The organism is Stenotrophomonas nitritireducens, assembly GCF_001700965.1.
GTDB lineage: Bacteria > Pseudomonadota > Gammaproteobacteria > Xanthomonadales > Xanthomonadaceae > Stenotrophomonas > Stenotrophomonas nitritireducens_A.
On the sequence record NZ_CP016756.1, the window covers coordinates 2,465,566 to 2,488,422 of the forward strand.

The 22,857-nt window shown below is 62.8% G+C and carries 13 protein-coding genes; 1 reads left to right on the forward strand and 12 read right to left on the reverse strand.

The annotated features are described in order from the left end of the window. Window positions 1-9: 9 nt before the first annotated feature. The 12 genes from BCV67_RS10305 to hsdR form a co-directional block, all read right to left on the reverse strand. Window positions 10-951, reverse strand: a complete 942-nt coding sequence (locus BCV67_RS10305; RefSeq protein ID WP_062170651.1) for a ribokinase — start codon at window positions 949-951, stop codon at window positions 10-12. Beyond that, complete coding sequence (locus BCV67_RS10310; protein ID WP_062170649.1) at window positions 948-2,207, reverse strand: serine hydrolase domain-containing protein; 1,260 nt, start codon at window positions 2,205-2,207, stop codon at window positions 948-950. Before BCV67_RS10310 ends, BCV67_RS10305 begins: the two co-directional genes overlap by 4 nt. Before the next feature lie 210 nt (window positions 2,208-2,417). Beyond that, the gene (locus BCV67_RS10315) at window positions 2,418-4,607 is read right to left on the reverse strand and encodes a TonB-dependent receptor (RefSeq protein ID WP_062170647.1); all 2,190 of its coding nucleotides are present in this window, start codon (window positions 4,605-4,607) and stop codon (window positions 2,418-2,420) included. A 502-nt stretch (window positions 4,608-5,109) separates the two neighbouring features. Beyond that, complete coding sequence (locus BCV67_RS10320) at window positions 5,110-5,991, reverse strand: LysR family transcriptional regulator (protein ID WP_062170645.1); 882 nt, start codon at window positions 5,989-5,991, stop codon at window positions 5,110-5,112. Window positions 5,992-6,126: 135 nt separating this feature from the next. Beyond that, window positions 6,127-8,535 carry a sodium:solute symporter gene (locus tag BCV67_RS10325; RefSeq protein WP_062170642.1) on the reverse strand — a complete coding sequence of 803 codons (2,409 nt, stop codon included), beginning with the start codon at window positions 8,533-8,535 and terminating at the stop codon, window positions 6,127-6,129. Between the two features lie 52 nt (window positions 8,536-8,587). Further along, on the reverse strand, window positions 8,588-9,439 hold the full coding sequence (locus BCV67_RS10330; RefSeq protein WP_062170641.1) for an HpcH/HpaI aldolase/citrate lyase family protein: 852 nt from the start codon (window positions 9,437-9,439) through the stop codon (window positions 8,588-8,590). A gap of 801 nt (window positions 9,440-10,240) precedes the next feature. Continuing rightward, the gene (locus BCV67_RS10335; protein ID WP_062170639.1) at window positions 10,241-12,148 is read right to left on the reverse strand and encodes a hypothetical protein; all 1,908 of its coding nucleotides are present in this window, start codon (window positions 12,146-12,148) and stop codon (window positions 10,241-10,243) included. Window positions 12,149-12,232: 84 nt separating this feature from the next. Then, entirely contained in the window at window positions 12,233-14,044 is a 1,812-nt protein-coding gene (locus BCV67_RS10340; protein ID WP_062170637.1) for a GmrSD restriction endonuclease domain-containing protein, read from the reverse strand. A 29-nt stretch (window positions 14,045-14,073) separates the two neighbouring features. After that, the gene (locus tag BCV67_RS20095) at window positions 14,074-15,408 is read right to left on the reverse strand and encodes a restriction endonuclease subunit S (RefSeq protein WP_156455900.1); all 1,335 of its coding nucleotides are present in this window, start codon (window positions 15,406-15,408) and stop codon (window positions 14,074-14,076) included. Then, the gene (locus BCV67_RS10350) at window positions 15,405-16,955 is read right to left on the reverse strand and encodes an N-6 DNA methylase (protein WP_062170633.1); all 1,551 of its coding nucleotides are present in this window, start codon (window positions 16,953-16,955) and stop codon (window positions 15,405-15,407) included. Before BCV67_RS10350 ends, BCV67_RS20095 begins: the two co-directional genes overlap by 4 nt. Continuing rightward, a complete protein-coding gene (locus BCV67_RS10355; RefSeq protein ID WP_062170631.1) occupies window positions 16,952-18,139 on the reverse strand; it encodes a Fic family protein in 1,188 nt (395 codons plus the stop codon). The genes BCV67_RS10350 and BCV67_RS10355 overlap by 4 nt, the downstream gene beginning before the upstream one ends. 90 nt (window positions 18,140-18,229) lie before the next feature. Beyond that, entirely contained in the window at window positions 18,230-21,712 is a 3,483-nt protein-coding gene (hsdR, locus tag BCV67_RS10360) for a type I restriction-modification system endonuclease (RefSeq protein ID WP_062170629.1), read from the reverse strand. Window positions 21,713-22,028: 316 nt separating this feature from the next. Here hsdR and xth point away from each other — a divergent pair, with 316 nt between their 5' ends. Then, entirely contained in the window at window positions 22,029-22,802 is a 774-nt protein-coding gene (gene xth / locus BCV67_RS10365; protein ID WP_062170627.1) for an exodeoxyribonuclease III, read from the forward strand. Window positions 22,803-22,857 lie beyond the last annotated feature (55 nt).

A 22,857-nucleotide genomic window follows, 5' to 3' on the forward strand; every position in this document is an offset into this window, starting at 1 on the left:
GCGTAACAGTTACAGCGCGCACCATGCCGCAAGCGCGGCATGGGCGTCGGTGCCGGGCAGGCGGCTTGCGTCTTCCAGCAGCGCCTGCACTTCGGCATGTGCGGGAATGCTTGATTGTGCACCCAGGCGGGTGCAGGCCAGCGCGGACGCGGCGCTGGCAGCAAGCAGCGCCTGCTGCAGCGGCGCGTCCTGCGCCAAACGCGCGATCAGCGTGCCGCAGAAGGTGTCACCGGCGGCGGTGGTATCCAGCGGTGAAATCGAGAACGCCGGTTGCAGCAGGATCTGGCCATCGATGCGGGCCAGGCAGCCACGCGCACCGAGGGTGACGATCACGCAGGGCACATCCAACCGGGCCAGGCCGCTGGCCAGATCCGGCGGATTGCCCGCCACCACGGCCAACTCGCCTTCGTTGACGATCAGCATGTCCAGCAACGCCAGCAGCTCGGCCGGCAACACCTGCGCCGGTGCGGCGTTCAAGGCGACTTTTACCCCGGCTGCGCGTGCGGCGGCGGCATAGGCCTGCACGGCAGCCAACGGCGATTCCAGCTGCAGCAGCAGCCACTGCACGCCGTCGAGCGATGGCAGGTGCGTGGGCAGCAAGGCCATGTTGGCGCCGGGTGCGACGGTGATCGCGTTCTCGGCATCGTCGGACAGGCAGATGAAGGCGGTGCCGGTAGGCAGCTGCGCATCGCGCACGGTGTGCAGCGTCACCCCGGCAGCGTTCAACGAGACCTCGATCGGCTTGGCGAAGTCATCATCACCCAAGGCCAGCAGCATCTGCGTGGCGGCGCCACCGGCGCGCGCGCAGGCCACGGCCTGGTTTGCACCCTTGCCGCCGGGGAAGGTGCGGAACTCACGGCCGAGCACGGTTTCGCCCGGTGCCGGCACATGCGCCGCACGCACGACGAAATCAAGATTGGCCGAGCCGGCGACAAGAACGGTGGAGGTCATGGAATGGCCTGGTAAACGAGGTTGTAGAACGGGGTAGCCAGCGAGGGCAGGCGTTTGTCGCCTTCGGGCAGGTATTGCAGCAGCACGATGGCGATCAGTTTTTCGCTGCGATCCACGGTGAAATAGGTGGACGCTGCACCGGACCAGCCGAACTGGCCCACGCTGCCCAAGCGGCCGCGCAGTGCCGGATCGGTGACCACATAGCCACCCAGGCCGAAGCCTTCGCCGTCGCTGAAGCCCTTGATGGCCGGCGTGAAGCCACCGAGCTGGTCAGTCATCATCAGCTCCACGGTCTTGCGTGAGAGCAGGCGCACGCCGTTGCTTTCACCATTGCCCAGCAGCATGCGGGCGAACTTCAGGTAATCGGCGGCGGTGGAATACAGGCCGCCGGCGCCGCTGTCATAGCCTTTCAGGCGCACGCCGGGGCTGCGCGCGCTCAGTGTGTCGGCGATGTGCAGCGTGCCATCGGCAGCACTGGTTGGCAGATCGACCACGCGTGCGCGCTGGTCCACGGCCACTTCGAAGCCGGTCTCACTCATGCCCAGCGGCTGGAAGATGTGCTGCGCCAGGAACTGTGCGAACGGTTGCCCGCTGACGATTTCCACCACGCGCGCCAGCAGTTCGGTGTTGCTGCCTTCGTAGTGGAAGTGGGTGCCGGGCGCATCGGCCAGCGGCAGGGTCGCCAGGCGTGCGGCGACATCTTCCAGCGAGGTAGCGCTGTCGACGTCGGCGCGGTTCAACAACGCGGTGGCGACGGCATGCCCGTCCGAATCCGCAGCCAAACCGCTGGTATGGGTAAGCAGGTGGCGCAGGGTGATCGCGCGCGTCGCAGGCGCCAGCAGCGGGTGTGCGGCATCGCCACCGGTGACTACCTGACGGTCGGCGAAGGCGGGGATGAAGCGCGACAGCGGGTCGTCCAGCGACAGCTTGCCCTGTTCCAGCAGCATCAGGATCGCGGTGGAGGTGACCGGCTTGGTCATCGAGTAGATGCGGAAGATGCTGTCTTCGCGCATCGGCCGGGTGCGGGCGATGTCGGCATGGCCCCACTGGCCGTGGAATTCAGTGCGGCCGTTTACTTCGACCAGCGCGACTGCGCCGGGATAGCTGTTGTTGATGGTTGACTGTGCGAGGAAATTGTCCAGGCGTTGCCAGCGGTCATTGTTGGTGGCGTTGGCGCTGCTGATGCAGGCCAACCAGGCAGCGGCGCCCAGCAACAGGCCGCGCGCGATGTGGCTGGGGCTGTTGTTGCGGAACATGGGCAAGCCTCCGTTTTCAGGGTCTTGGGCAGCAAGCGTTGTAGGAGCGGCGTCAGCCGCGAAGCAGGCAAAAGTAACGGCTACGAAGCGGCTGCAATTGCTGGCCCTGCGGGAGCGGCTGTTGCCCTGGCTTCGCGGCTGACGCCGCTCCTACAGCTATCAAACCAAACGGCGCCACAGTTGCCTGTGGCGCCGTTTGTCACACGTGGATCAGAACTTGAAGGTGTGGGTCAGCGACACCATCCGGCCGCGGCCGGAGAAGTAGTTCTGCCAGCCCGGCAGCTGCGACCAGGTCAACACGTACTGCTTGTCGAACAGGTTCTCAACGCCCAGTGCCAGCTGGCCGTAACGGCCGATGTCGTAGTTCACGCTCAGGTCCCACAGCGCATAGCCATAGGTGTTCTCTTCGTTCTTGTAGACCGCGTTGGTAGCCGGATTGACGAAGGTCTCACGCAGGTCGCGGCTGAAGGTCTTGCTCACACCCAGCGTTGCATTGAGGTTGTCGGTCGGGGTCCAGGTCACCGAGGCATTCACCTTGTCCGGCGAGATGTCCAGGATGCCCATTTCCTTCTTCAGGCCCGAGCCCGGGTAGTACTGGGTCTGGCCACGGATGCGCGAGTACAGGAAGCTGGCCTTCCACTGCTCGTTGAAGGTCCAGGCGCTGTTCAACTCGAAGCCTTCGATCTCGACCGGTGCACGGGTCAGGATGAAGTCGTCGGTGGCCTTGTCGATGGTCAGGGTGGAGCCGAAGTCCGAGGTCGAGCGGTACACGGAGGCACCGATCTGGCCCTGCGCGCCACGCCAGTTGAAGCCGATTTCCTTGTTCTCGGTGATCAGCGGCTGCAGATCAGCGATGCAGGACACGGCCTTGCACGGGCTGCTGGCCTGGATGTTGCGCAGCGGAATGCCGACGTTGGCGATGCCGAAGCCTTCGGAGTACGAAGCGAACACCGACCACTGGTCGGTGATGCGCCAGATCGCACCGAAGTTGGGCATGTTGGCCTTGTAATCCATCTTGCCGCCCTGCACCGGGGTGTGGTCGCGGAAGGCAACGGTGGTGTAGCTGTCGATTTCCAGCTGGCCGTCTTCGCGGCGGATGCCGGCGTCCAGGGTCACCGGGCCGATATCCCAGCTCAGCTGCGCGTACGGCGCAATGCTGGTGTACTTCATCGGCGGCACCCACAGGCGGTTGGTCAACGCCAGGCGCTGCTCGGCGGTGTCTTCCACCAGGTCCAGGCCGGCACGCAGGCGCAGGCCTTCGACCTTGAACAGCTCGCCGTAGGCATAGCCGAAGCGCAGGCCCTTCTTCTCGCTGTTGATTTCCGACTGGTCCCAGATGCGCAGGGCGTCATCGGTCGGGGCCGGCTTGGTCAGCTGGCGGTCGTCGCCGTTCTCCGGCACGTAGCGCATGGCTTGCTCGGCCCAGTACGCGTCAACGCTGAGGTCGCCGCCGAAGAAATCGGCGTTTGTGTACTTCACCGCGAACTGTTCGAAATCATTGAACTCGGCCAGTGCACCGGCGATGGAGCCCTTTTCAGCGGTATTGGTGGTCGGCTTGGTGCAGCCGTCATCACCGGCACGGCAACCTTCCACCGGAATGTAGTTGTGCTTGCCGCCGATGTGGAAGTTGCTGTAGCTGGCCTGGATGCGCTGCATCTGGCCTTCGCCGAAGTTGTAGCCACCCTTCATGAACAGGTTCTTGCTGTACGAATCGGACAGCGAACCGGAGGTGTTCAGGCCAACGCGGCGGCCGTCGCCGTCATAGGAGATGCCACGGTCGATGTAGGCGCCGCTGATCAGGTAGTCGACCGCGTCGCCCTTGAAGGCGTGGGTGACGCCGATCTTGGACTGTGCGCTGTCGTCCTTGAACTGGCTGCTGTAACGGGTGGTGACGGTGGTTTCGTGGCCAGCCACGTCCGGGTTCTTGGACAGGTAGTTGATCACGCCACCGGCGCCGCCGATGCCTTCAGCGGCGGACGGGCCGTTGATGACTTCGATGCGGCCGATCACGCCCATGTCGGTGAAGGTGCCGTTGCGGCTGCCTTCGCGCAGCGGCGAACCCTGTGGCACGCCGTCGAACAGGCGCAGCGCGACGCGACCGCGCAGGGTCTCACCGGAGTTGCTCATCGCCTGCGAGGATTCGGAATAGCCCGGCACCATGCGTGCGAGCACGGCGGTGGCGTCTTCGGTCAGGTTCAGCGTGCGCTGCACCTGCTCCGGGCTGATCAGGGTGACCGCACCGGGGACCTTGTCGATGGCGACCGGGGTGCGGGTACCGGTGACGATCACCTGGTCCAGCGTGGTGGCGGCGTCGCCGGTGGCGGCATCCTGTGCAAAAGCGGGGCTCATCGCGCTGGCGAGCAGCACCGCGCTGATGGCGGCCGAAAGTGGCTTGATCATGTTGTTCTCTCCCCCAGGTTTGAATGTGTGACGCAACCGGACTGGGAGCCGACAACGCCAGAAAACGGTGGGGACTAGCGCCCCTTTGATTCTGTCGTTTACCGGCGTCAGCACCCGCGAAAGCGGGCGCCGGGCGCAGCTCCGACGTTGGGCGAAGCCTAGGCGGCGCCCCGGCGCGATAGAAGCGCACCTGTGTATGTTCAAAGCCTAGGGTTTGTTGCGATTGGCGTTTGAACCGGTAGTGCCGAGCCATGCTCGGCAGGGGGCCTTGCCGGAATGTGTCCGGCACACGGCGTCCGGGGTAGGAGCGGCGTAAGCCGCGAAGCCAGGGTTGAATCAGAGGCGGAAGGGCCAACCCCTCCCCAACCCTCCCCTTTGCTGCGCAAAAGGGAGGGAGCGGTAGTGCCGAGCCATGCTCGGCAGAGGCCTTACTGGTAATGCCCCAGCCGAGCATGGCTCGGCACTACAGGGAGATCGCCCCTGCCGATCATCGGCATTGCGCTCAATCCGTTGGCTGCAACAGCGCCGTGCGCGCCTCGTCCAGCAGCACATTGACTTGGCGCAGGCGCACCGAGGCGCGTGACCAGACCATGCCGATACGGCGCGGCTCGCTGGCTTCTGGCAGGGGCAGGCGCACCACCGAGATGCCTTCCGGCCACGGCTTGGCCCAGTCCGGCACCAGCGACACACCCAGGCCGCGATCAACCATCACCGCAATCGCGTTCAGGGCGTTCAGTTCGAACCGTTCGCGCGGCACGATGCCCGCCTTGCGCAGGTATTCGTCAGCCTGGCGGCCGCCCCATTCGTGACGGTCATAGCGGATCAGCGGTTCCTCGCGCAGCAGCTGGTGCGGGTCGGCACCGGCCATGCGTGCCGGCGCCAGCACCACCAGCGGCTCTTCGCGAAGCAGCTGCCAGTCGCAGGTCTTGGGCAGCGAGAACGGCGCCTGCAGCACCATCGCCGCGTCCAGGTCGCCCGATTCCACTGCGCCGTACAGGTCGGCCGAATAACCAGGCTTGATGAAGACGTTGATCTCGGGGAACTTGGCCACCATCCGCGCCAGGATGTCCGGTACCAGTCCGCCCAATGCAGTGGGGCAGGCGCCCAGCCGCAGCTCGCCGGCCATGCCGCTTTCATTGGCGACGCTGCGCAGATCCGCCACGCCGCGCAGCAGATCGCGCGCGCGCTGCAGGATGCGCGCACCTTCTTCGGTGACGCTGACGGTGCGCCCGGCGCGGGCGATCAGCGGTGCGCCCAGCTCGCGTTCCAGCGTGCGGATCTGCTGGGCGACGGCGGCCGGGGTGATGTGCAGCAGGCGGGCGGCCGCGGCCATGGAGCCACGGTCGACCACGGTAACAAAGGTATTGAGAAACTGGGTTTCCACGCGATTAGACCTCTCAGCTGCGCGCCAAACTACACCAGCGGGCGCGCCGGCGCGATGCGACCAAGGTCCTCGGCTTTGCCGAATCTGTCTTCACGCCGCTGCGGTTCAGGTCCGCAGCGGCATGCGGGCAGGTTTTCACACTGCGTCCTGCTTGTAGATGGTCAGGCCCTTCAGCGAGCGGTTCGGCGCTGGGAAGAACAGGCTGGCCACATAGCCGATCACGATGCACAGGAAGATCGAGATGGCCAGGTAGAAGTACGGGTGGACCAGATCCATTGACCAGCACAGCAGGGTCAGCGCGATGCTGCCAGCCACGCCAATCGCCACACCCTGCGAATTGGCGCGGCGGGTGAACATGCCCAGCGTGTAGGCACCAGCGAAGCCACCACCGAGCAGGCCGGCCAGTTCGATCGAGACGTCGAACAGCGAGTGGATGTCGTAGCGGCTCATCACCAGCGCAATGCCGATGGCGATCAGGCCGACCAGCACGCCGATCCATTCGGCGAAGCGCACGCTCTGCTTGGGCGTCGCATCCTTTTTCAGCTTCTCGTAGAAGTCGACCGAGGCCAGCGTAGAGACACTGTTGATGATGCTGGACAGGGTCGACATGGCAGCGGCGAAGATGCCGGCGATGATCAGCCCGGTGACGCCGGCCGGCAGCTCGGCGGCGATGAACAGCGGGAAGGTCGCGTCGATCGGCAGCAGCGGATTCATCCGCTCCGGGTTGTCGCGGTAGTAGACCCACAGCGCGGTGCCGATGCCGTAGAAGATGAAGCCGCCGGGGATCATCATCGCCGCGAAGGTCCATACCGAACGGCCGGCTTCCTTGTCGGACTTGGTCGACAGCACGCGCTGCATCAAGACCTGGTCCTTGGGGAAGGTGAGCACCACGTCGAACAGCACCAGGAAGATGAAGCCCCAGACGGTGGCCTTGGTCAGGTCGAAGCTGAAATCAAACAGCTGGGTCTTGTTCTCGGAAGCGGCCGCGGCCAGGAACTCCGGCACGCCGCCGTTGATCTGGTAGAGGATGAAGCCGATGGCGAAAATGGCGCCGCCGAACATCACGAAGACCTGCACGAAGTCGGTCCAGATCACCGCCTTCATGCCGCCCATGGTGGTGTAGATGATGGTGAAGATACCCATCAACATGATGCTCCACGCCACATCCAGACCGGTGATGGTGGAGATGGCCAGCGCCGGCAGGAACAGGATCACGCTCATCCGGCTGCCGATCTGCATGACGATGCACAGCGCGCTTGCGAGCATGCGGATGGCCGGGTGGAAGCGGGTTTCCAGATAGGAGAACACGCTCATCAGGTCCAGCCGGCGCAGCAGCGGCACGATCCAGATCGCCACGAAGATCAGGCCCGCCACCGCGATCAGGTTGTTGGTCAGGTACTGCCAGTTGGTTTCAAAGGCCTTGGCGGGGATGGCGATGAAGCTGATCGAGCTGGTATTGGTCGCGTACAGGCTCACGCCCGCCGCCCAGAACGGAATGCTGCGGCCACCGACGAAGAAGTCCGAAGTGGTGCCGTGTTTTTCCTGGAAATAGAACCAGGCGCCGATGCCGAGCATGGCGGCCAGGTAGACCACGATCACCGCCCAGTCCAGCCAGCGCAGCAGGTGCTTGCTGCCCTCTACTTCAAACGTATGCACGCTGCCATCGGCCGCTGCCCAGGCCAGGCCGGTGCCCCAGGTGGTGGTGCTCAACGGGGCAGTGGCTTCTGTATCGGGCAGGTCCAGCCAGGCACTGGTGATGCTGTGGAAAGTACGCGCGTGGCTGTTGCCGTCGGCGTCGCGTACCTGCATCAGCAGATGCGCCTGGCCGAGCGAGCGCAGCGAGCCGGGTACTACATCGCCGCCGATCGCCGGCAGGTTCTGCCAGCCCTTTTCCGCGCTCCAGCGCAGCAGTTGTTGCGCCCCGTTGTTGCCGACGACGACATACAGCGCCGCTTTCTGGCCCTGCATGGCGACCACGGCGGCGGCCCCGGGCCATACCGGCTGCGGTTGCCATTGCGCGGCCGTGGCCGGCTTGCGGTACAGCTGGGTGACGCCGCTGTCGTCCACACCGGCGACGAACAACGTGCCGTCCAGCGCCGCAGCCTGGGCGTTGGCCAAGCGCGTCGGCAACGCCAGCGCCGCGCCCTTGGCCAGGTTCTCGCCCTTGAGTGTGAGCTGCTGCAGCTGATCGCTGTGGCTGGCGTCCGGTCCAGTCAGCAGCCAGGTGCTGGCGCCATTGCGCACGACACCCTGCACGAGCTCGTTGCCGATGCCGCTGGCAGGCGTCCACGCCTTGCCATCTTTGCCGAGCAGCCAGGCATGCTCGCCGGAACGGGCCAGCAGGCGGCCGTCGACATCCAGCAGCTGTTGAACGGGCTGGGCATCGGGCAGCGCCGGCAGCGTGCCGGTCTTTACCGAGGTGAGGCTGTCACCGGCCAATGCCGTGCCGCTCAGCGCCAACAAGGTGGTGACGACAAGCAGGCGGAAGCCGAGCGAGAAGCGATGCGACAGCGCGGCGAGCGCGGTGGCCAAGGGCTTGGGCATGGATGGAATCCCGGTAAAGAACAGTGTGGCGACGAACCGCCAGGTGGAAAAATCAGGCGCGTTGGGCGCCGGCGAGCAGGGCTTCGGCCCGGCGCAGATAGGGCACATCGATCATGCGTCCCTCGAACAGGAACGCACCGCGGCCCTGCCCGCTGGCCTCGCGCGCGGCCGCAACAATACGCTGTGCCTCGTCCAGTTCGGCCTCGGGCACGCTGAAAATCACGTTGGCCTGGCCGATCTGGCGCGGGTGGATGCAGCTCTTGCCGATGAAGCCCAGTTGCTGCGACAACACCGCCTCGACGCGGAAACCTTCCGCATCGGCCACGTCCGGCCAGGCACCGTCGCAGGCGAACACGCCGGCTTCGGTGGCCGCCATTTTCACCGCGAACAGCACCGCATGCACATTGGCCGGGGTGCGGGCAATGCCATTGGGCGCGAACAGATCACCCAGCCCCAGCTGCAGGCCGGCCACGCGCGGGTGCGCGGCGGCCAGTTCAGCGGCCAGGCGCAGGCCGCGCGGGGTTTCGATGTTCAGCAGCAGGCCGATCGGGCGGGTCACGCCATTGGCGGCCTCGGCCCGTTCCAGTGCAACGACAACCTGCCGCACCTGCGCGGCCGATTCCACCTTGGGGATATTCAGCAGCCAAACCCCGGGCAGCGCCATCGCGGCCAGATCGGCGGCGAAGTGCGGGCTGTCAGTGGCATTGGTGCGGACGATCAGCAGCTTGTTGCTGGCAATCACATCGGTGCGGGCGAGGAAGCTGGCGAGGTTATCGCGCGCCGCCTGTTTGCCGGCCTCGGGTACGGAATCCTCCAGATCGAAGGACAGGGCATCGGCCGCACTGGCCAAGGCCTTGTCGAACAGTTCCGGACGTGCGCCGGGCACAAACAGCTTGCTACGCATGGCTTCCCCTCACTTTGAAGGGCAGTCTGCGCGAATCGGAAGGCTGAAAAAGTGTATTCCCCGACATTCACCCGATAGGTTTTGTTGTGGTTTGCGGGGTTTGGCGGGATGGTGGAAGTACTCAACAAGGCGTCTAGCCGCACGCTGTCCCTTCCCCCGCCAGCGGGGGAAGGTGCCCGAAGGGCGGAAGGGGGGCGCTTTTGACGTTGCTTGTGCTATTGCCGACAAGCCAAGGCAGCGGGAGGGCCAAAGCCAAAGCCAAAGCCAAAGCCAAAGCACCCCTCACCAACCGCCCCTTGGCCTACGGCCAAAGGGAGGGAGCAGATTGCCGCGGCACCCGGCGATGCCAGCCCGCAAGCAATACCTCAGAACCCCAGTGCCGTCCCCTCTCCCGCCTGCGGGGGAGGGTGCCCGAAGGGCGGGTGGGGGGAGCTTTTGATCTTGCTCATGCTGTTGCTACAAAGCCAAAGCACCCCTCCCCAACGCGCCCGGCCCGAAGGCACAGCCTTCGGTCGCTCATCAGGCCGCGCGCCAGTGGCGCACAAGCAGGCCTTCTTCACCCCCTTGGCCTGCGGCCAAAGGGAGGGAGCAGATTGCCGTGGCATCCGGCGATGCCAGGCAGCAAGCAATACCGCAGACCCCAGCGCCGTCCCCTCTCCCGCCTGCGGGGGAGGGTGCCCGAAGGGCGGGTGGGGGGCGCTTTTGATCTTGCTCGCGCCCCAAAAGCCAAAGCCCCCACCCCAAGCCTCTCCTGCGCTGGCGCGCCATAGAGGGGGCCGGCGCTGAGCGACGCTGTGGATCTCAGAGCACTACGGCCTCTTGGACCTGACCATCACGTACAGAAATCAATAGTTCCACGGGCTTTTCGTTCTCCAGCATCAATGAATCAAATTCGCGCTGAAGTTGCAGGGCGTCCTGCTGAAGTGGAGGCAGTGTTGCCATCTGGATGATCTTGAGGGTTTCGCGGCTGGCCTGCAGTTCAATGCGGCTGTCGCCATATGCGGAGAATGCTCCAAGATGCGCGTTAAGCGCAGTCTCGATAAGCCCGGCAAGCCCATGCTCGCCCAACATCTGATTGAGGTCCTCCCGGATCGCCTTTTCGCGAACCTTCACTGTGAGCGCGGTGCCCGGGAAGCTGCACAGCAAACGGCACGCCATCATGCGCGCCGCCAGACAAAGCTTCCATTGATTGGCAGACTCCTGGAACTCAGTCTGCAACTCGATCAGCTTGTCGCGGAATGTCCCCATTCCGAACTTTCCTTCATCCTTCGCGTTTTTGACCTGGTCAAGAATGGCGTCAAGCTCGGCCTTCAAATGCTTCTGCTTGGCAAGAAGCTCCGACTCGTAGTCCTCCAGCTTCTGTTCAATAGCCGGCCTCAAGTCGCCCTCAAGAACCACGGGGGCCACCTGCTGGAGGTACTCGATGGCGCCCTTCATGACACTGTCACGTTCCAGCTTCTGGAAGCTGGCGATCTTATCCACGTCCTTCTTGATCTGGTCCAGTCGCGCGCTGATATCCGCCAAATGCTTCTGTGCAAGCGCGAAGGAGGCGACGTTGAATAGGGCGCCAGCATTGACTACATCGCTGATGTTGCCCTCAAACAAACGAGCATGTTCGGTAATGTGCTTGCCATCGTGGCTGAAGCCGCGGAACCCGTTGCCATCCCGCGCGAGTTGCAATGGGCCGTTGATAACGACCTTCATATAGTTTTCGCCGCTGATCGCGTTGGCGGCCAATGCGGTCGGGGCTGCCTGCATCAACGAGGAAAGCCGGCTGATGCCCTGCTTTTTTGGATTGATTCTGCGGCCATGTGCCGGCATGCCAGTGATGGCGGCCTGCATTATCGAAATTGCATGCTCGCCGTGGCCGTCCTCCACTACCAGGGATTCAGTGGTAGGAATTTCCAATGGTTCGAAGGCCTTGCCGGCAGTGCCCGGCTCAGCTATTGCTTCGTTAGACTGTTGAACAAGCCGCAAGCGAATAAGATGATTGATACAGGGCAGCGTTACACGGTGAGAAGAAACCATGTTGTTCAGCTTGCCCTTCATGCTGGGTGGAAGCTTGCTCGCTGCTACCTTGCCTACAGCAAAGCCGAGAAGGCCACCTATGGCTCCACCCGCTCCTCCACTTGCGTTTTCCACGGGGCTTGAGTTCTGGTGTAGCGCTGCAGTATCGAAATCGCTGCTGCAAAGAAGTTGAGCGAGTCGCAGCAACCCTGCTTTTCCATCAAGCGCCGTATTTGCAGCTGAGAACGATGCTTCACACTCAAGGGTGGTCGCAATTTTTTCCTGGTCTACCGCAGTTCCGTGCTCCCAAAGTATCTTCAACTGCTGGCGCAGAAGGGTCTCCTCCAGTAGCTGCACTTTCTTGTCTTTGGGACCGGTATGGCCGAGATAGGTGAGCGTGTCCTCAAGCAGTTGCTCATACGATATACCAGAGCCGCGAACCACATTGGCCAGGGCATTGCCACCATAGTGTTGAAGCTCGGCGACCAATACCTCGGCGGCGCCTCTGGTCAACGTGTCGTGCTTCAGAATCGTCTGGCATAGCTTTTTGACAGCGGACCCGGTAGCCAGCCGCCCATCCTCGCCATCTGTCAGGTTGAACAGAAGTCCGCGAACATCGCTGGGCAATGCTGCCAAGATTCGATCGACGAGGTAATCGTTGCCGCAGATGTCCAGCGATTGCGTAGTGCTTTCCATGCTCATGGTGAATTCTCTTTACGTGAGTCGTGCCAGTGACGGAGCTGCGGTGAGCGCGACGCTCACCACAGTTGCCGACATCAGTAATCTTCAGTTGGAGCCAGACGGCTGGTCGTTCGCGCTGGTCTTGGCCATCGCGGCCTTGATCAGCGACATCAGGCCTTCGGAACGTTGCGCATAGAATCCATCGAAGTCGTCGCTGCGCATGGCTGCACTTGGAATGCCATGGCTTTGAAGCACGGCATCCATCTCGGTGTCGCCGAGCTGCACTTGTTTGTCCTGCTGCAGGGAACTGAGGTACTGCGAGGGTGCCGCGCCGCCAATCTTGCGGTTGGCGCGGTAGGAGATCGCGGTCTTGTTGATGATGGAGTCGTATACCTTGGCTTCGATGCCCTGCTTGATGCACCAGTCGCGCGGGAAGATGTGGTGGATGTCCAGCGCCACATCATCGGCATCCAGTTCGCGGATGCTGGACTTCCAGTAGAAATCCTTGGCACCACCGCGTTGGACCAGAACATTGACCCCTTTGTAGGCCGCGCTTTGGCGGCTGCGCAGGGACTTGAGCCGGTCGGCCTGGAAGTTTGCATCCTGTACGGTGCGCGGCACCTGGCTGTCGTCGTCCAGCCAGGCCAGTACATCTTCAACATCGTTGGCGACGCGGGTTTCCACTGCGCCGCCGTAGAGCTCACCCAGCACGCCGCACCAGTACCAGGAGGCCAGCTTCTGGTAGATGCGCGGCTCGCGCCAGCGGTTGGGCCCAAGTTCGGCCATGACCGCAGCCAAAGGCGCCAGCTGGGTGCGATAGGGAAGGTCGCGGGTCTGCCTGACGCATTCATCGCGCAGGAATCTTGCAGCCTGGACGAAGCCACCTTCCAATGCATCGGCGCGTTGCTTGTAGGCATCCAAGGGCAGCTCCAGCACGGCGGAGCGCTTTGCACTTACCGGCGCGATGCTCTTGCCCTGCTTGTTGGCAGCAATGTCTTCGCGGCGGCGCTGCAAGGTGTGCAGCAAGGTTATCGATTGCAGGAAGTCGGTGTTCTGCACGGTTTCAAGCAGCGCTTCGGCGTTCTTCATGCGCTTGTAGCGTGACGGCGTCTTGCGTTGCGCGCTGCCGTACCAGTCATCGCGCAGGTTGTAGCCGTCGGCGGCATAGCTGGCGGTAACCAGTTCAAACACCGACAGCGGAACGCCGCCGGTGTTGACCTTCTCGAACACCAGGCATACCGCTTCCTTGCTGGTTTCCTTTTTCAGCACGATCAACGGCAGCTGGTACTCGTTATAGGCATCCAGCACGGCGTCCTTGAATTCGAAGAACTGTGCAACCGCGCCAGGATTGTGCTGGTACAGATCCTTCAGCCAGCTCATCGGATCGAGGATGGCTGAGCAGGGGAAGTACAGGTGTTGGCACTCCAGCTCGCGGGTGGACAGGTCCAGATCCAGCTTGCGCTTGAATTCGCTGCGTTGCTGGCGGGTCTCATCGGTGGTGATGATGGCGTCGTCCAGCCGGTCCGGGCCATCCAGGGCGGTGGGGATGTGGATGTAGTAGTAGCGCTGGACGTCGCGTCCCTTCTCGTTGCGGGTCTGCACCGGGCCATCGAGCTTCAATACCTGGGTCAGCGTGGTCAGGCGCTGCTGGCCGTCGAGGATCAGTTGCTCGGGTGCAAGCAGCCCTTGCTCGGGCACGTTTTCCACCGGGCGTACCTGGAAGCGCACCTGGCCGCCGGTCTCCAGCAGCATCACCGCGCCTACCGGGAATGAGCGACCAAGGCTGACCAGCAGGCTGCGGACATGTTCGTCATCCCAGACCCAGCCACGCTGGAAATCCGGCAGCTGGATCTTGCCTTGCACGATGTCTTTGAGCAGCTCTTTGAGCGGCAGTTTGGTGCTGTCGAATGTAGTCATGGTGGCTCCCCTCAGCCTGGTTGATGTGGTTAGTGTGCTGCCGTCTTGCGGCCGCGCTTGGGTTTTGGTTCGGCGGCGCGCTGGGCGGCAATGCGCTCCAATAGCACGCTGGCCGGTTCGTCATTCGGATCCTGCGGTACCAGCTCGCCACGGAAGGCTTTGGCCAGGATGCTTTGGGTCAGCGCGTCGACGCGCTGGCGGGCATCAGCCAAACGGGCTTCTAGTTGGTCGGCGAAGACGAAGAGTTGTTCGACGCGGCGGACGATCTCGTATTGTTCATCGCTAGGAGGAAGGGGAATGATTAGCGGGGCTATGTCGGAATTGTTGATTTGAGGAATTGCAGTTCCGGTATTGAGTTTTGCGAGATCAATGGTCTCGAGCCAGCGGTAGACGTAAAGCACTTCAACGCCGGTTGGGACTATCAGTCCCATTACGTTCAAGTCGACGAATGATTCCTCTTTCAGAATCCTTTTCTTATTCGTCGCGATGGCTCCCCCTCTTTTGGGAAATACAATGGATCCAGCTGGTAAGAGAGCTTTCTCTGAGAAGTCATCCAAGGAGAGATATCGACCAGTTTCATGGAGGTAGAGCTCATTCCCCTTGAGGTTCATCTCTCCAACTTTGAAGTACTTGTGACTTCCCTCGTGGTGCTCTAGGTCTATAGAGGCGGCGATACCGCTTTTCAATCTGCATAGTTCGCCGACAGCGATGCTTTTCCATTCGCGATTGCCATAGTTCTTGCGCCAATTTTCGGTAAGTTTTCCCGATGTAGCTGTTTCAAGCACTGATTCTCGGAAGTGTTTTATCAGTGCAGGCAGGGTGTCAAGGCGGGCCTTGAGGGTGTCCACCTGAGCCAGTAGACCGTCGAGCGCCTGTGCGATGCGTGCTTGCTCAGCTACCGGTGCAACCGGCACCTTCATTCCACCCAGAGTCTTTAGATAAATCCCTTTCTGCGCAGTTCCTTTCGCATTCTTCTCAAAGAAGGATTGGGCTTCCGGAGATTCAAGAAGGTAGCTCAGATACTTTGATGCAATTGCGTCCGGCTTGAGGACTGCCACGCTTCGCTGCAAGGTGAATTTCTGATGCGAATCAAGAGCTATTGCGGTTCGACCAATTGCGCCGACTATAGTTAGTAGTACGTCGCCAGGGGTGATGCTTGTCCGCTTGTCCTCATGGTCGAACGCATCTTGGCTGATCAAACGATATTCGTCGAAGCTTATTTTTCGTGCCTTAATGTTTTTAGCGCTAAGCATCGGCAAGCCCGAGGGCATGCCCGCGGGTGGATTGTGCGATCCATCAGTAATTCGATTGCAAATTGTGTCGAGATCCACGACGCACCAGCTTTCAGGAATTTTCCAGTTCACAGAACAGAGCCCTGATTTGTCATTTCGCCAATTTCCATCCCCAGTACCTGTGCCAACAGTTGCTTCTGCTGATTGGCCTCATCGCCCGCGCCCAAGGCCTGCATCAACGCATCCAGCTCACGCAGCGCCTCGCTCAACTCCGCCATTGCCTGCGCGGCCAGCTCTTCCGGCGGCGGCAGATTTGCGGCATCCACCGCATCGGCATCCTTCAACCAGCTGATATCCAGCGAGTCACCCCGCTCGGCGATCTGGGCGCGGGTAAAGCAACGGAAGCGGCCTTCTTCGCCTTCATCTGCGCGCGGGCTGCCGCCATCGCGGTCAGTACCATAGGCATCTTCAAACGGCTTGAGGTGCGTGGCACCAAACGGCGTGCGCTTGCCAAAGGACGGCATATTGCTGCGCAGGTCATAGACCCACACGTGCTGGGTGCAGCCGGTGTCCTGTTTGGAATTGGTAGCGCTGCCCTTGCGGAAGAACAGCACATTGGTCTTTACACCCTGTGCATAGAAGATGCCGGTAGGCAGGCGCAGGATGGTGTGCAGCTCGCATTTGTCCATCAGGTCGCGGCGCACATCGGTGCCGACACCGGCTTCAAACAGCACGTTGTCCGGCAGCACGACTGCGGCGCGGCCATGTGGTTTCAGGTTGCGGTAGATGTGCTGCAGGAAGGCCAGCTGCTTGTTGCTGGTGACAAACGGCAGGTCGTCACGGCTTGGCCCGCCGCCGCCCTTGGCGGTGCCGAATGGCGGATTGGACAGGATCACATCGGCGCGTGGCAGCTTTTCGCCCAGGCTGCCGAGGCTGCTACCCAGCCGCACCACGCCTTCGTCTTCACCGTGCATGCCGTGCAGCAGGCAGTTCATCAGCGCCAGGCGGCGGGTGCCGGGTACCAGCTCTACGCCGGTATAGGCTTTGTTGCGCTGGAACTTGCGCGCCTTGTCGGTGACCTTGGGGCCATACAGATCATCGTGCTCGGCCTTGATATAGGCGTCGGCGGCGATCAGGAAGCCCGCAGTGCCTGCAGCCGGGTCCTGGATGATTTCGCCCAGCTGCGGTTGGATGCAGCGCACGATGCTGTCGATCAAGGGGCGTGGGGTGAAGTACTGGCCGGCACCGGACTTGGTCTCGCCGGCGTTCTTTTCCAGCAGGCCTTCGTAGAGATCACCCAGCCCGTCCTGACGGGCGGAGAACCAATCCAGCCCGTCCAGGCTCTTGATCAGCTGCTCCAGATGGCGCGGCTCTTTCAGGCGGGTCTGCGCATCGGTGTAGATGGCGGCCACCATCGGGTCGCTGTTCTGGCTCAGGTTGAGCAGCATCTGCTTGTAGAAGGTATGCAGCGGCACGCCCGACTTGCTGGTCAGGTCGGGCCAGCGGGCACCCTTGGGCAGGCGGTGCTCGAAGTTGTCGTTGGACTGGGCCTGTTCGTATTCCATCTTCACGAACAGCAGCAGCACCAGCTCGGTGACGTAATCGCTGTAGTTGATGCCGTCATCGCGCAGGATGTCGCACAGGTTCCATAGTTTGGCGACGATGTCGTTATTGGTCATTGGCTGCCGTCTCCTGACGGAATTGCGTTGCCGGCGTGGCCGGGCAGGTTGATTTGATAACGGGTGCTACGACCGCCGCCGGGCAGGCGCCGCAGGCAGCCCTTGTCCAGCAGGTCGGTCAGGTGGCGGGTAGCGGTGGCTTTGGAGACCTTGGCCACGGCCTGGTATTGGGAGGCGTTGATGCCGTTGGCAAAGCCGCGCTCACCGCCATCGAGCAGGCGGTTGAGTACCTTGGCCTGCTCGGCGCTCAAGGCCTGCTGTGCATGCAGTTGCCAGAAGCGGGCCTTGTCGATCACACGCTGGATGCGGGCCAAGGCCTGCAGCAGGCTGTGCAGCAAGGTTTGCAGAAACCAGTGCAGCCAGGCGCTGATATCCAGGCCGCCGCGCTGGCTGGTTTCCAGAATGCGGTAGTAGCCTTTGCGGTCGTCCAGGATGCTGGCCGACATGGCGTATAGGCGGGCGATGCGGGGCGCGGCCTGGGCCAGGGCCAGATCGGTGATGGCGCGGGTGAGGCGGCCATTGCCGTCGTCGAACGGGTGCAGGGTGACAAACCAGAAATGGGCGATGCCGGCGCGCAGCAGCGGATCCAATGCCGGATCGTCGGTGCTGGCCGCAAACCATGCCAGGAAGTGCTGCAGCTGTTCGTCCAGCCCTTGCCGCGGCGGCGCCTGGAAATGCACGGTCGGCCGATCGATACGGCCGGATACGACCTGCATGGGCTCGTCGCCGCGCAGTTGGCCAATGCGGATCCGCAGTGGCAGCAGGCCGTCGTGGCCGGCAAACAGCAAGGCGTGCCAATGCAGCAGGCGCGGCAGATCCAGTGGTTTGCCCGTATCGCCGGTGGCATCAAGCATCAGTTCGGCCACGCCCTCGGCGCGGGCGCTGTGCGGGGCCGGTTCGGCGGCGTCGGGGATGCCCAGGCGCCGGGCCAGTGAGGAGCGCACCGAGCCGACATTGAGGTTTTCACCCTCGATGGCGGAGGAGGTGACGATGTTCTGCAGCAGGGTATCCAGTGCCTGCCGCCCATCTTCGGGCAGCACCCCGGCCAAGGCGCTCAGCTGGCCTTGGGCCTGCTGGCACTGGCGTAGCAGCGGCGCCAGTGCAGCGTCCTGATGGACAAAGGCTGGCCAGCTCGGCTGTTGCCAGATCCAGAGCGGGGCAGTTGGGGTTGGATTGGAGTCCATGAGCCGAATAATAACGCTATTCGGCTCATATTGTGAGCCGAATAAGCGCCTTCAGCGGTCGGATTCGGCTCACTCGCTCCGGCGCGGGGCTTATGCCACCTGCTCCCATACCGCCTCTTTGAGCTGGTCGATAAGTTGGTCCAGTTCACCGGCAAACACGGTATCGAGCAATTTGACCCCGCCATCCGGTGCGCAGGCGCTCTGGATGCTGTCGCGGTCGATTACCACCTCGGTGACCAGCTGGTTGGCCAGACGCTTGAGCCAGCGTTGCTGCACCGGGGTCCAGTTACGGCGGCTGAGGATGCGGTCCAGCGCCTTGTTGACCCGTTGCTCGTAAGGCAGCAGGGGCTCGCCGATGGCAGCGCGGCGGATGTAGCCGATGATGCCGGCGGCAATGTCGCGGTTGGACTGCTGGCGTTCGGCGCTGTGCAGGTGGGCCTCGCTATAACCTTTGCCGTCCAATAGCAGGCGCACCTCGCGTAGTTGTTCGCGGGTGAGGTCACGCGGGCGGTTGACCACAGCTGCGAGCGCGGCGGACTGGTTGAGCTGGGAGCGGATGAAGTCGTTGAAGCTTTCCAGGTAGTCGTCCGGCTTCTGGTTGTTACCGCCGTAACTCACCTCGCGCACCAACAACTTGTCCGTGTGGTGGGAAATGATGGGGTATTGCTCGCTGGCCAGCAGCGCACGCAGCTCGTCGATCTGTGCTTCCAACGCTGGCAACCGGGTGCTGATGAAGCTGGCGGCCTGCTCTGGACCGAGCGCGTGCAGATGTTGGTGCAGTTTGGCCGGCTCAAGGCCCCAGGCGGTTTCAAGCTGCTCCAGTTGCTTGCGTAGCGGCTCGCGGTTCTGCGCCTTGTGGTTGGCGCGGCGCAGGACGCGCATCAGCTTCTGGCTCAGCTGATCCAGCACATCCTGGGCATGGCTTGGGGCATCGGGACTGGAGCCTGGCTGATGGCTGCGCGGATCCTGCAGCTCGTGCAACAACTGGCCGACGCTGATATTGGGGTCCTTTACCAGCGGCCGCATGGTGTCCACCGGTTCCAAGGCTTCGTATAGGCGTACCGGGTCGTAGATGCGGAACACGGTCTTGCCGATGTCATCGCAGCGGCGGGTGGCGCGGCCCTTCATCTGTTCGTAGAGAATGCGCGAGCGTACCCGGCGCATGAATACCAGGTTGGTAATGGCGGGTACGTCGATGCCGGTGGTCAGCAGGTCGACAGTAATGGCTACGCTGGGCAGGCGTTCGGTCTTGTAGCGGCGGATTACCTTGGCCACATCGTCGGTGCGGCCGGTGATGACCTGCACGGCGGCCTGATTCCACGCCTCGCCATAGACCTGGTGGAAGGCATCGTTCAGCAGGTTGCATACACGTACGGCATGCACCTGGTTGACGCAGAACACCAGGGTCTTTTCATCACCCAGAGGGTCCAGCTCATCTGCCAATGCCTGGCAGATGACCCGGTCAAAATCGGCGGTGATGACGCTGCGGTTGAAGGATTCGATATCGAAGGACAGCTCGTCGTCCAGCTCGGCACTATCTACCTCGCCGGTCAGCGCGTTGACCACCTCGACCAGTTCGCCCTTGTCGAAATGGATGCCGTTGCGGCTGAGCTGGGTTTCGAAGCGGATGGGTGGTTCGTGGTCGATCAGCCAGTCATCGGCTACGGCTTCGCGGTAGCTATAGGTATAGACCGGGCGGCCGAAAATCTCAGTGGTCTGGCGCGCTGGGGTGGCAGTGAGGCCGATCCGGCAGGCGTCGAAGTACTCCAGCACACGCCGATACTGGGACAGGTATTGGGCGTGGTCGCGCAGGGAGAGCTCGCCCTCGGTCATTTCCTGATCAAGGGTGTAACCGCGGTGCGCCTCGTCGACGATGATGCAATCGAACTGATCAATCGGTGGCGGTGCATCGGACTGGAAAATGCGTCGCACCATGGCCTGCACGGTGGCGACCTGCACGCGGGTTTCGGCCTCGGCGGCCATGTCGCCCAGATCGTTGACGTTGTAGATCTGTGACAGGCTCTGGCCCTGCTCCAGGGACATGTCGTCGAAGGCCTCGCGCGCCTGCGTGCCCAAGCTGGTGCGGTCGACCAGGAACAGGACGCGGGTGAAACGCTCGGCCTTGAGCAGGCGGTAGATCAGGCCAATGGTGGTGCGGGTCTTGCCAGTGCCCGTGGCCATTGCCAGCAGGCAATGCCGCTGGCCTGCAGCCAACGCCCTCTCAACAGCCGCAATGGCGTCCTGTTGGTAACCGCGGAGCTTGAGGTAGCCGTAAGGCTCGGTGCTCAGGCGCTGCTCTGCCAGTTCCCGGTCACGCAACATCAGCTCGGCCAGGCCTTGAGGGGTGTGGAACTGCTGCAAAGGACGCTTGAGATTGGCAGGGCTGCGCAGGTCGCGGAACCAGATGCCGGATTGCTCGGCCAGCTGTTTGATCCAAGGCCGGCCATTACAGGCATAGGCAAACGGCACCTGGAACTGCGTGCCCAGACCATCAGCCCAAGGGCCATGGGCGGGGCCGATGCCGGCGAGTTGCAAGGGCGCGGCAATTGGGAACTCGCGGGAATAGCGCTCGGCTTGATCGATGCAGCCGGCAATATTCACCCGCCGGCGCTTGGCTTCGACGATGGCTACCGGCATCAAGCCATCAAACAATACGTAGTCGGCGCAAGCTTTGGCGCTGCGGGTAGGCCACTCGGCAATTGCCATGCAGCGGCCCTTCTCGGGGCGGGTGCCTTTGCTCCAGGTCAGCTGCAGCGAATCTGCCTCCCAGCCTGCATCGCGCAATTGCTGGTCAATCAGGATGCGGGTGAGCTCCTCATCCGGGTCGAACGCGGCGGCGGCCTGGCGGCTGCGTTTGGCTAGTGCGCTGGTTTGCTGTTGGTCGGCGCTGCTGGCCTGTTGCAGGGCGTGCAGCTGTGCGTGGAATTGGATGCGTTCCTGCTCGAACTGCACCTGGCGTTCATCCAGCTGGGCCTTCAGCGCACGGGCCTCCTCATCCATGGCTTCTGCCAAAGCCATGCTCTGCTCGCTCTCTTGAGCGCGGAGTTCACTCAGTTTGCGGCTACCTTCCAGGGCGGTATCACGCTGACGGAGTTCCTGCTCCAAGGTGTCGATCTGGCCGTGCAATGCACGCAGCGCGGCACTTGGGTCGGCCGGGGCAGTGAACGCGCCAGGCCGGAACGTGCTGTCGGCTTTGCCGGAGGCACGGTGGTACCAGACGCTCAGCTCGCGGGCGACACGCAGCCCGTCCATGGCTTCACGGTGCTGGGTGGAAAAGCCATGGGTGGCGCGATTGCCTTCGACTCGTAGGGTATGGAACAGGTTGCGGATGCCCGGATCCAGATCCAGATGCCGGCTGAGTAGCTGGATCAGGTCCAGTTGAGTCGTCTGGGCATCAAATTTGAGGCCAGCTTGTGATGCTAACGCTTGGGCCAACGCTTCGCCGAGCTGGCGCAGCTTGATGAGGGTGGTGTTGGGGTCGGACGCGAAAACCTGCTCGGCGGTTGTCGCCAGCCGCAACAGGACCGGATCGTGTTGGCCGAGGAAGGAGAAATTACCCTGGTTTGCGGACATCCATTTGTCTCCGGGGCTCCCCCCTGGAGCACAGACCTGCATGGTATGCGTTAGCTGGCGCCGCAGCCAGCCAACCACGCCAGCGTATACAGGGAAAGTGTGCGTTTTTGGTAGGCGCCGTCCCCTCTCCCGCCTGCGGGGGAGGGTGCCCGAAGGGCGGGTGGGGGCGCTTTTGATCTTGCTCGTGCTGTTGCTTCAAAGCCAAAGCACCCCTCCCCAACCCTCCCCTTGGCCTGCGGCCAAAGGGAGGGGGCTGATTGCTGCGGTCTTCAGCTTGGGAGGGGCCTTTGTCCCCAGCCCCGGCTAGAATCCCCTCATGAAAATCGCTTCGTGGAACGTCAATTCGCTCAACGTCCGCTTGCCGCATCTGGAACAGTGGCTGGCCGACTTTGCCCCCGACGTGGTCGGCATCCAGGAAACCAAGCTCGAGGACCACAAGTTCCCCGACACGCGCCTGCTGGAGCTGGGCTACCGCAACGTGTTCGCTGGGCAGAAGACCTATAACGGCGTGGCGCTGTTGTCGCGCCATCCGATCGAAGACGTGCAGATCGGCATCCCCGGTTTCGAGGACGAGCAGAAGCGGGTGATCGCCGGCACCGTCAATGGCGTGCGCATCATCAATCTGTACGTGGTCAACGGCCAGGACGTGGGCACCGACAAGTACGCCTACAAGCTGCGCTGGCTGGACGCGGTGCACGCCTGGGTGGCGGCCGAACTGCAGAAGCATCCGCAGCTGGTGGTGATGGGTGATTTCAACATCGCCCCGGATGACCGCGATGTCTACGACCCGGCAGTGTGGAACGGTGACCACATCCTGACTTCCACCGCCGAGCGTGGCGCGCTGCAGAAGCTGCTGGATCTGGGCCTGCACGATGCTTTCCGCCTGCACAATGATGCCGCCGGCATCTTCAGCTGGTGGGATTACCGCGCTGCCGGTTTCCGTCGTGATCTGGGCCTGCGCATCGACCTGACCCTGGTATCCGACGCGCTCAAGCCGCGTGCTGCGGCTTCCGGCATCGACCGTGAGCCGCGTACCTGGGAACGCCCCAGCGATCACGCCCCGGCCTGGGTGCAGCTGGCGCAGGGTTGAAACAACAAGGCCCGGCTGTTGCCAGCCGGGCCAGGGTCGAACCGGCGCCAGAGCG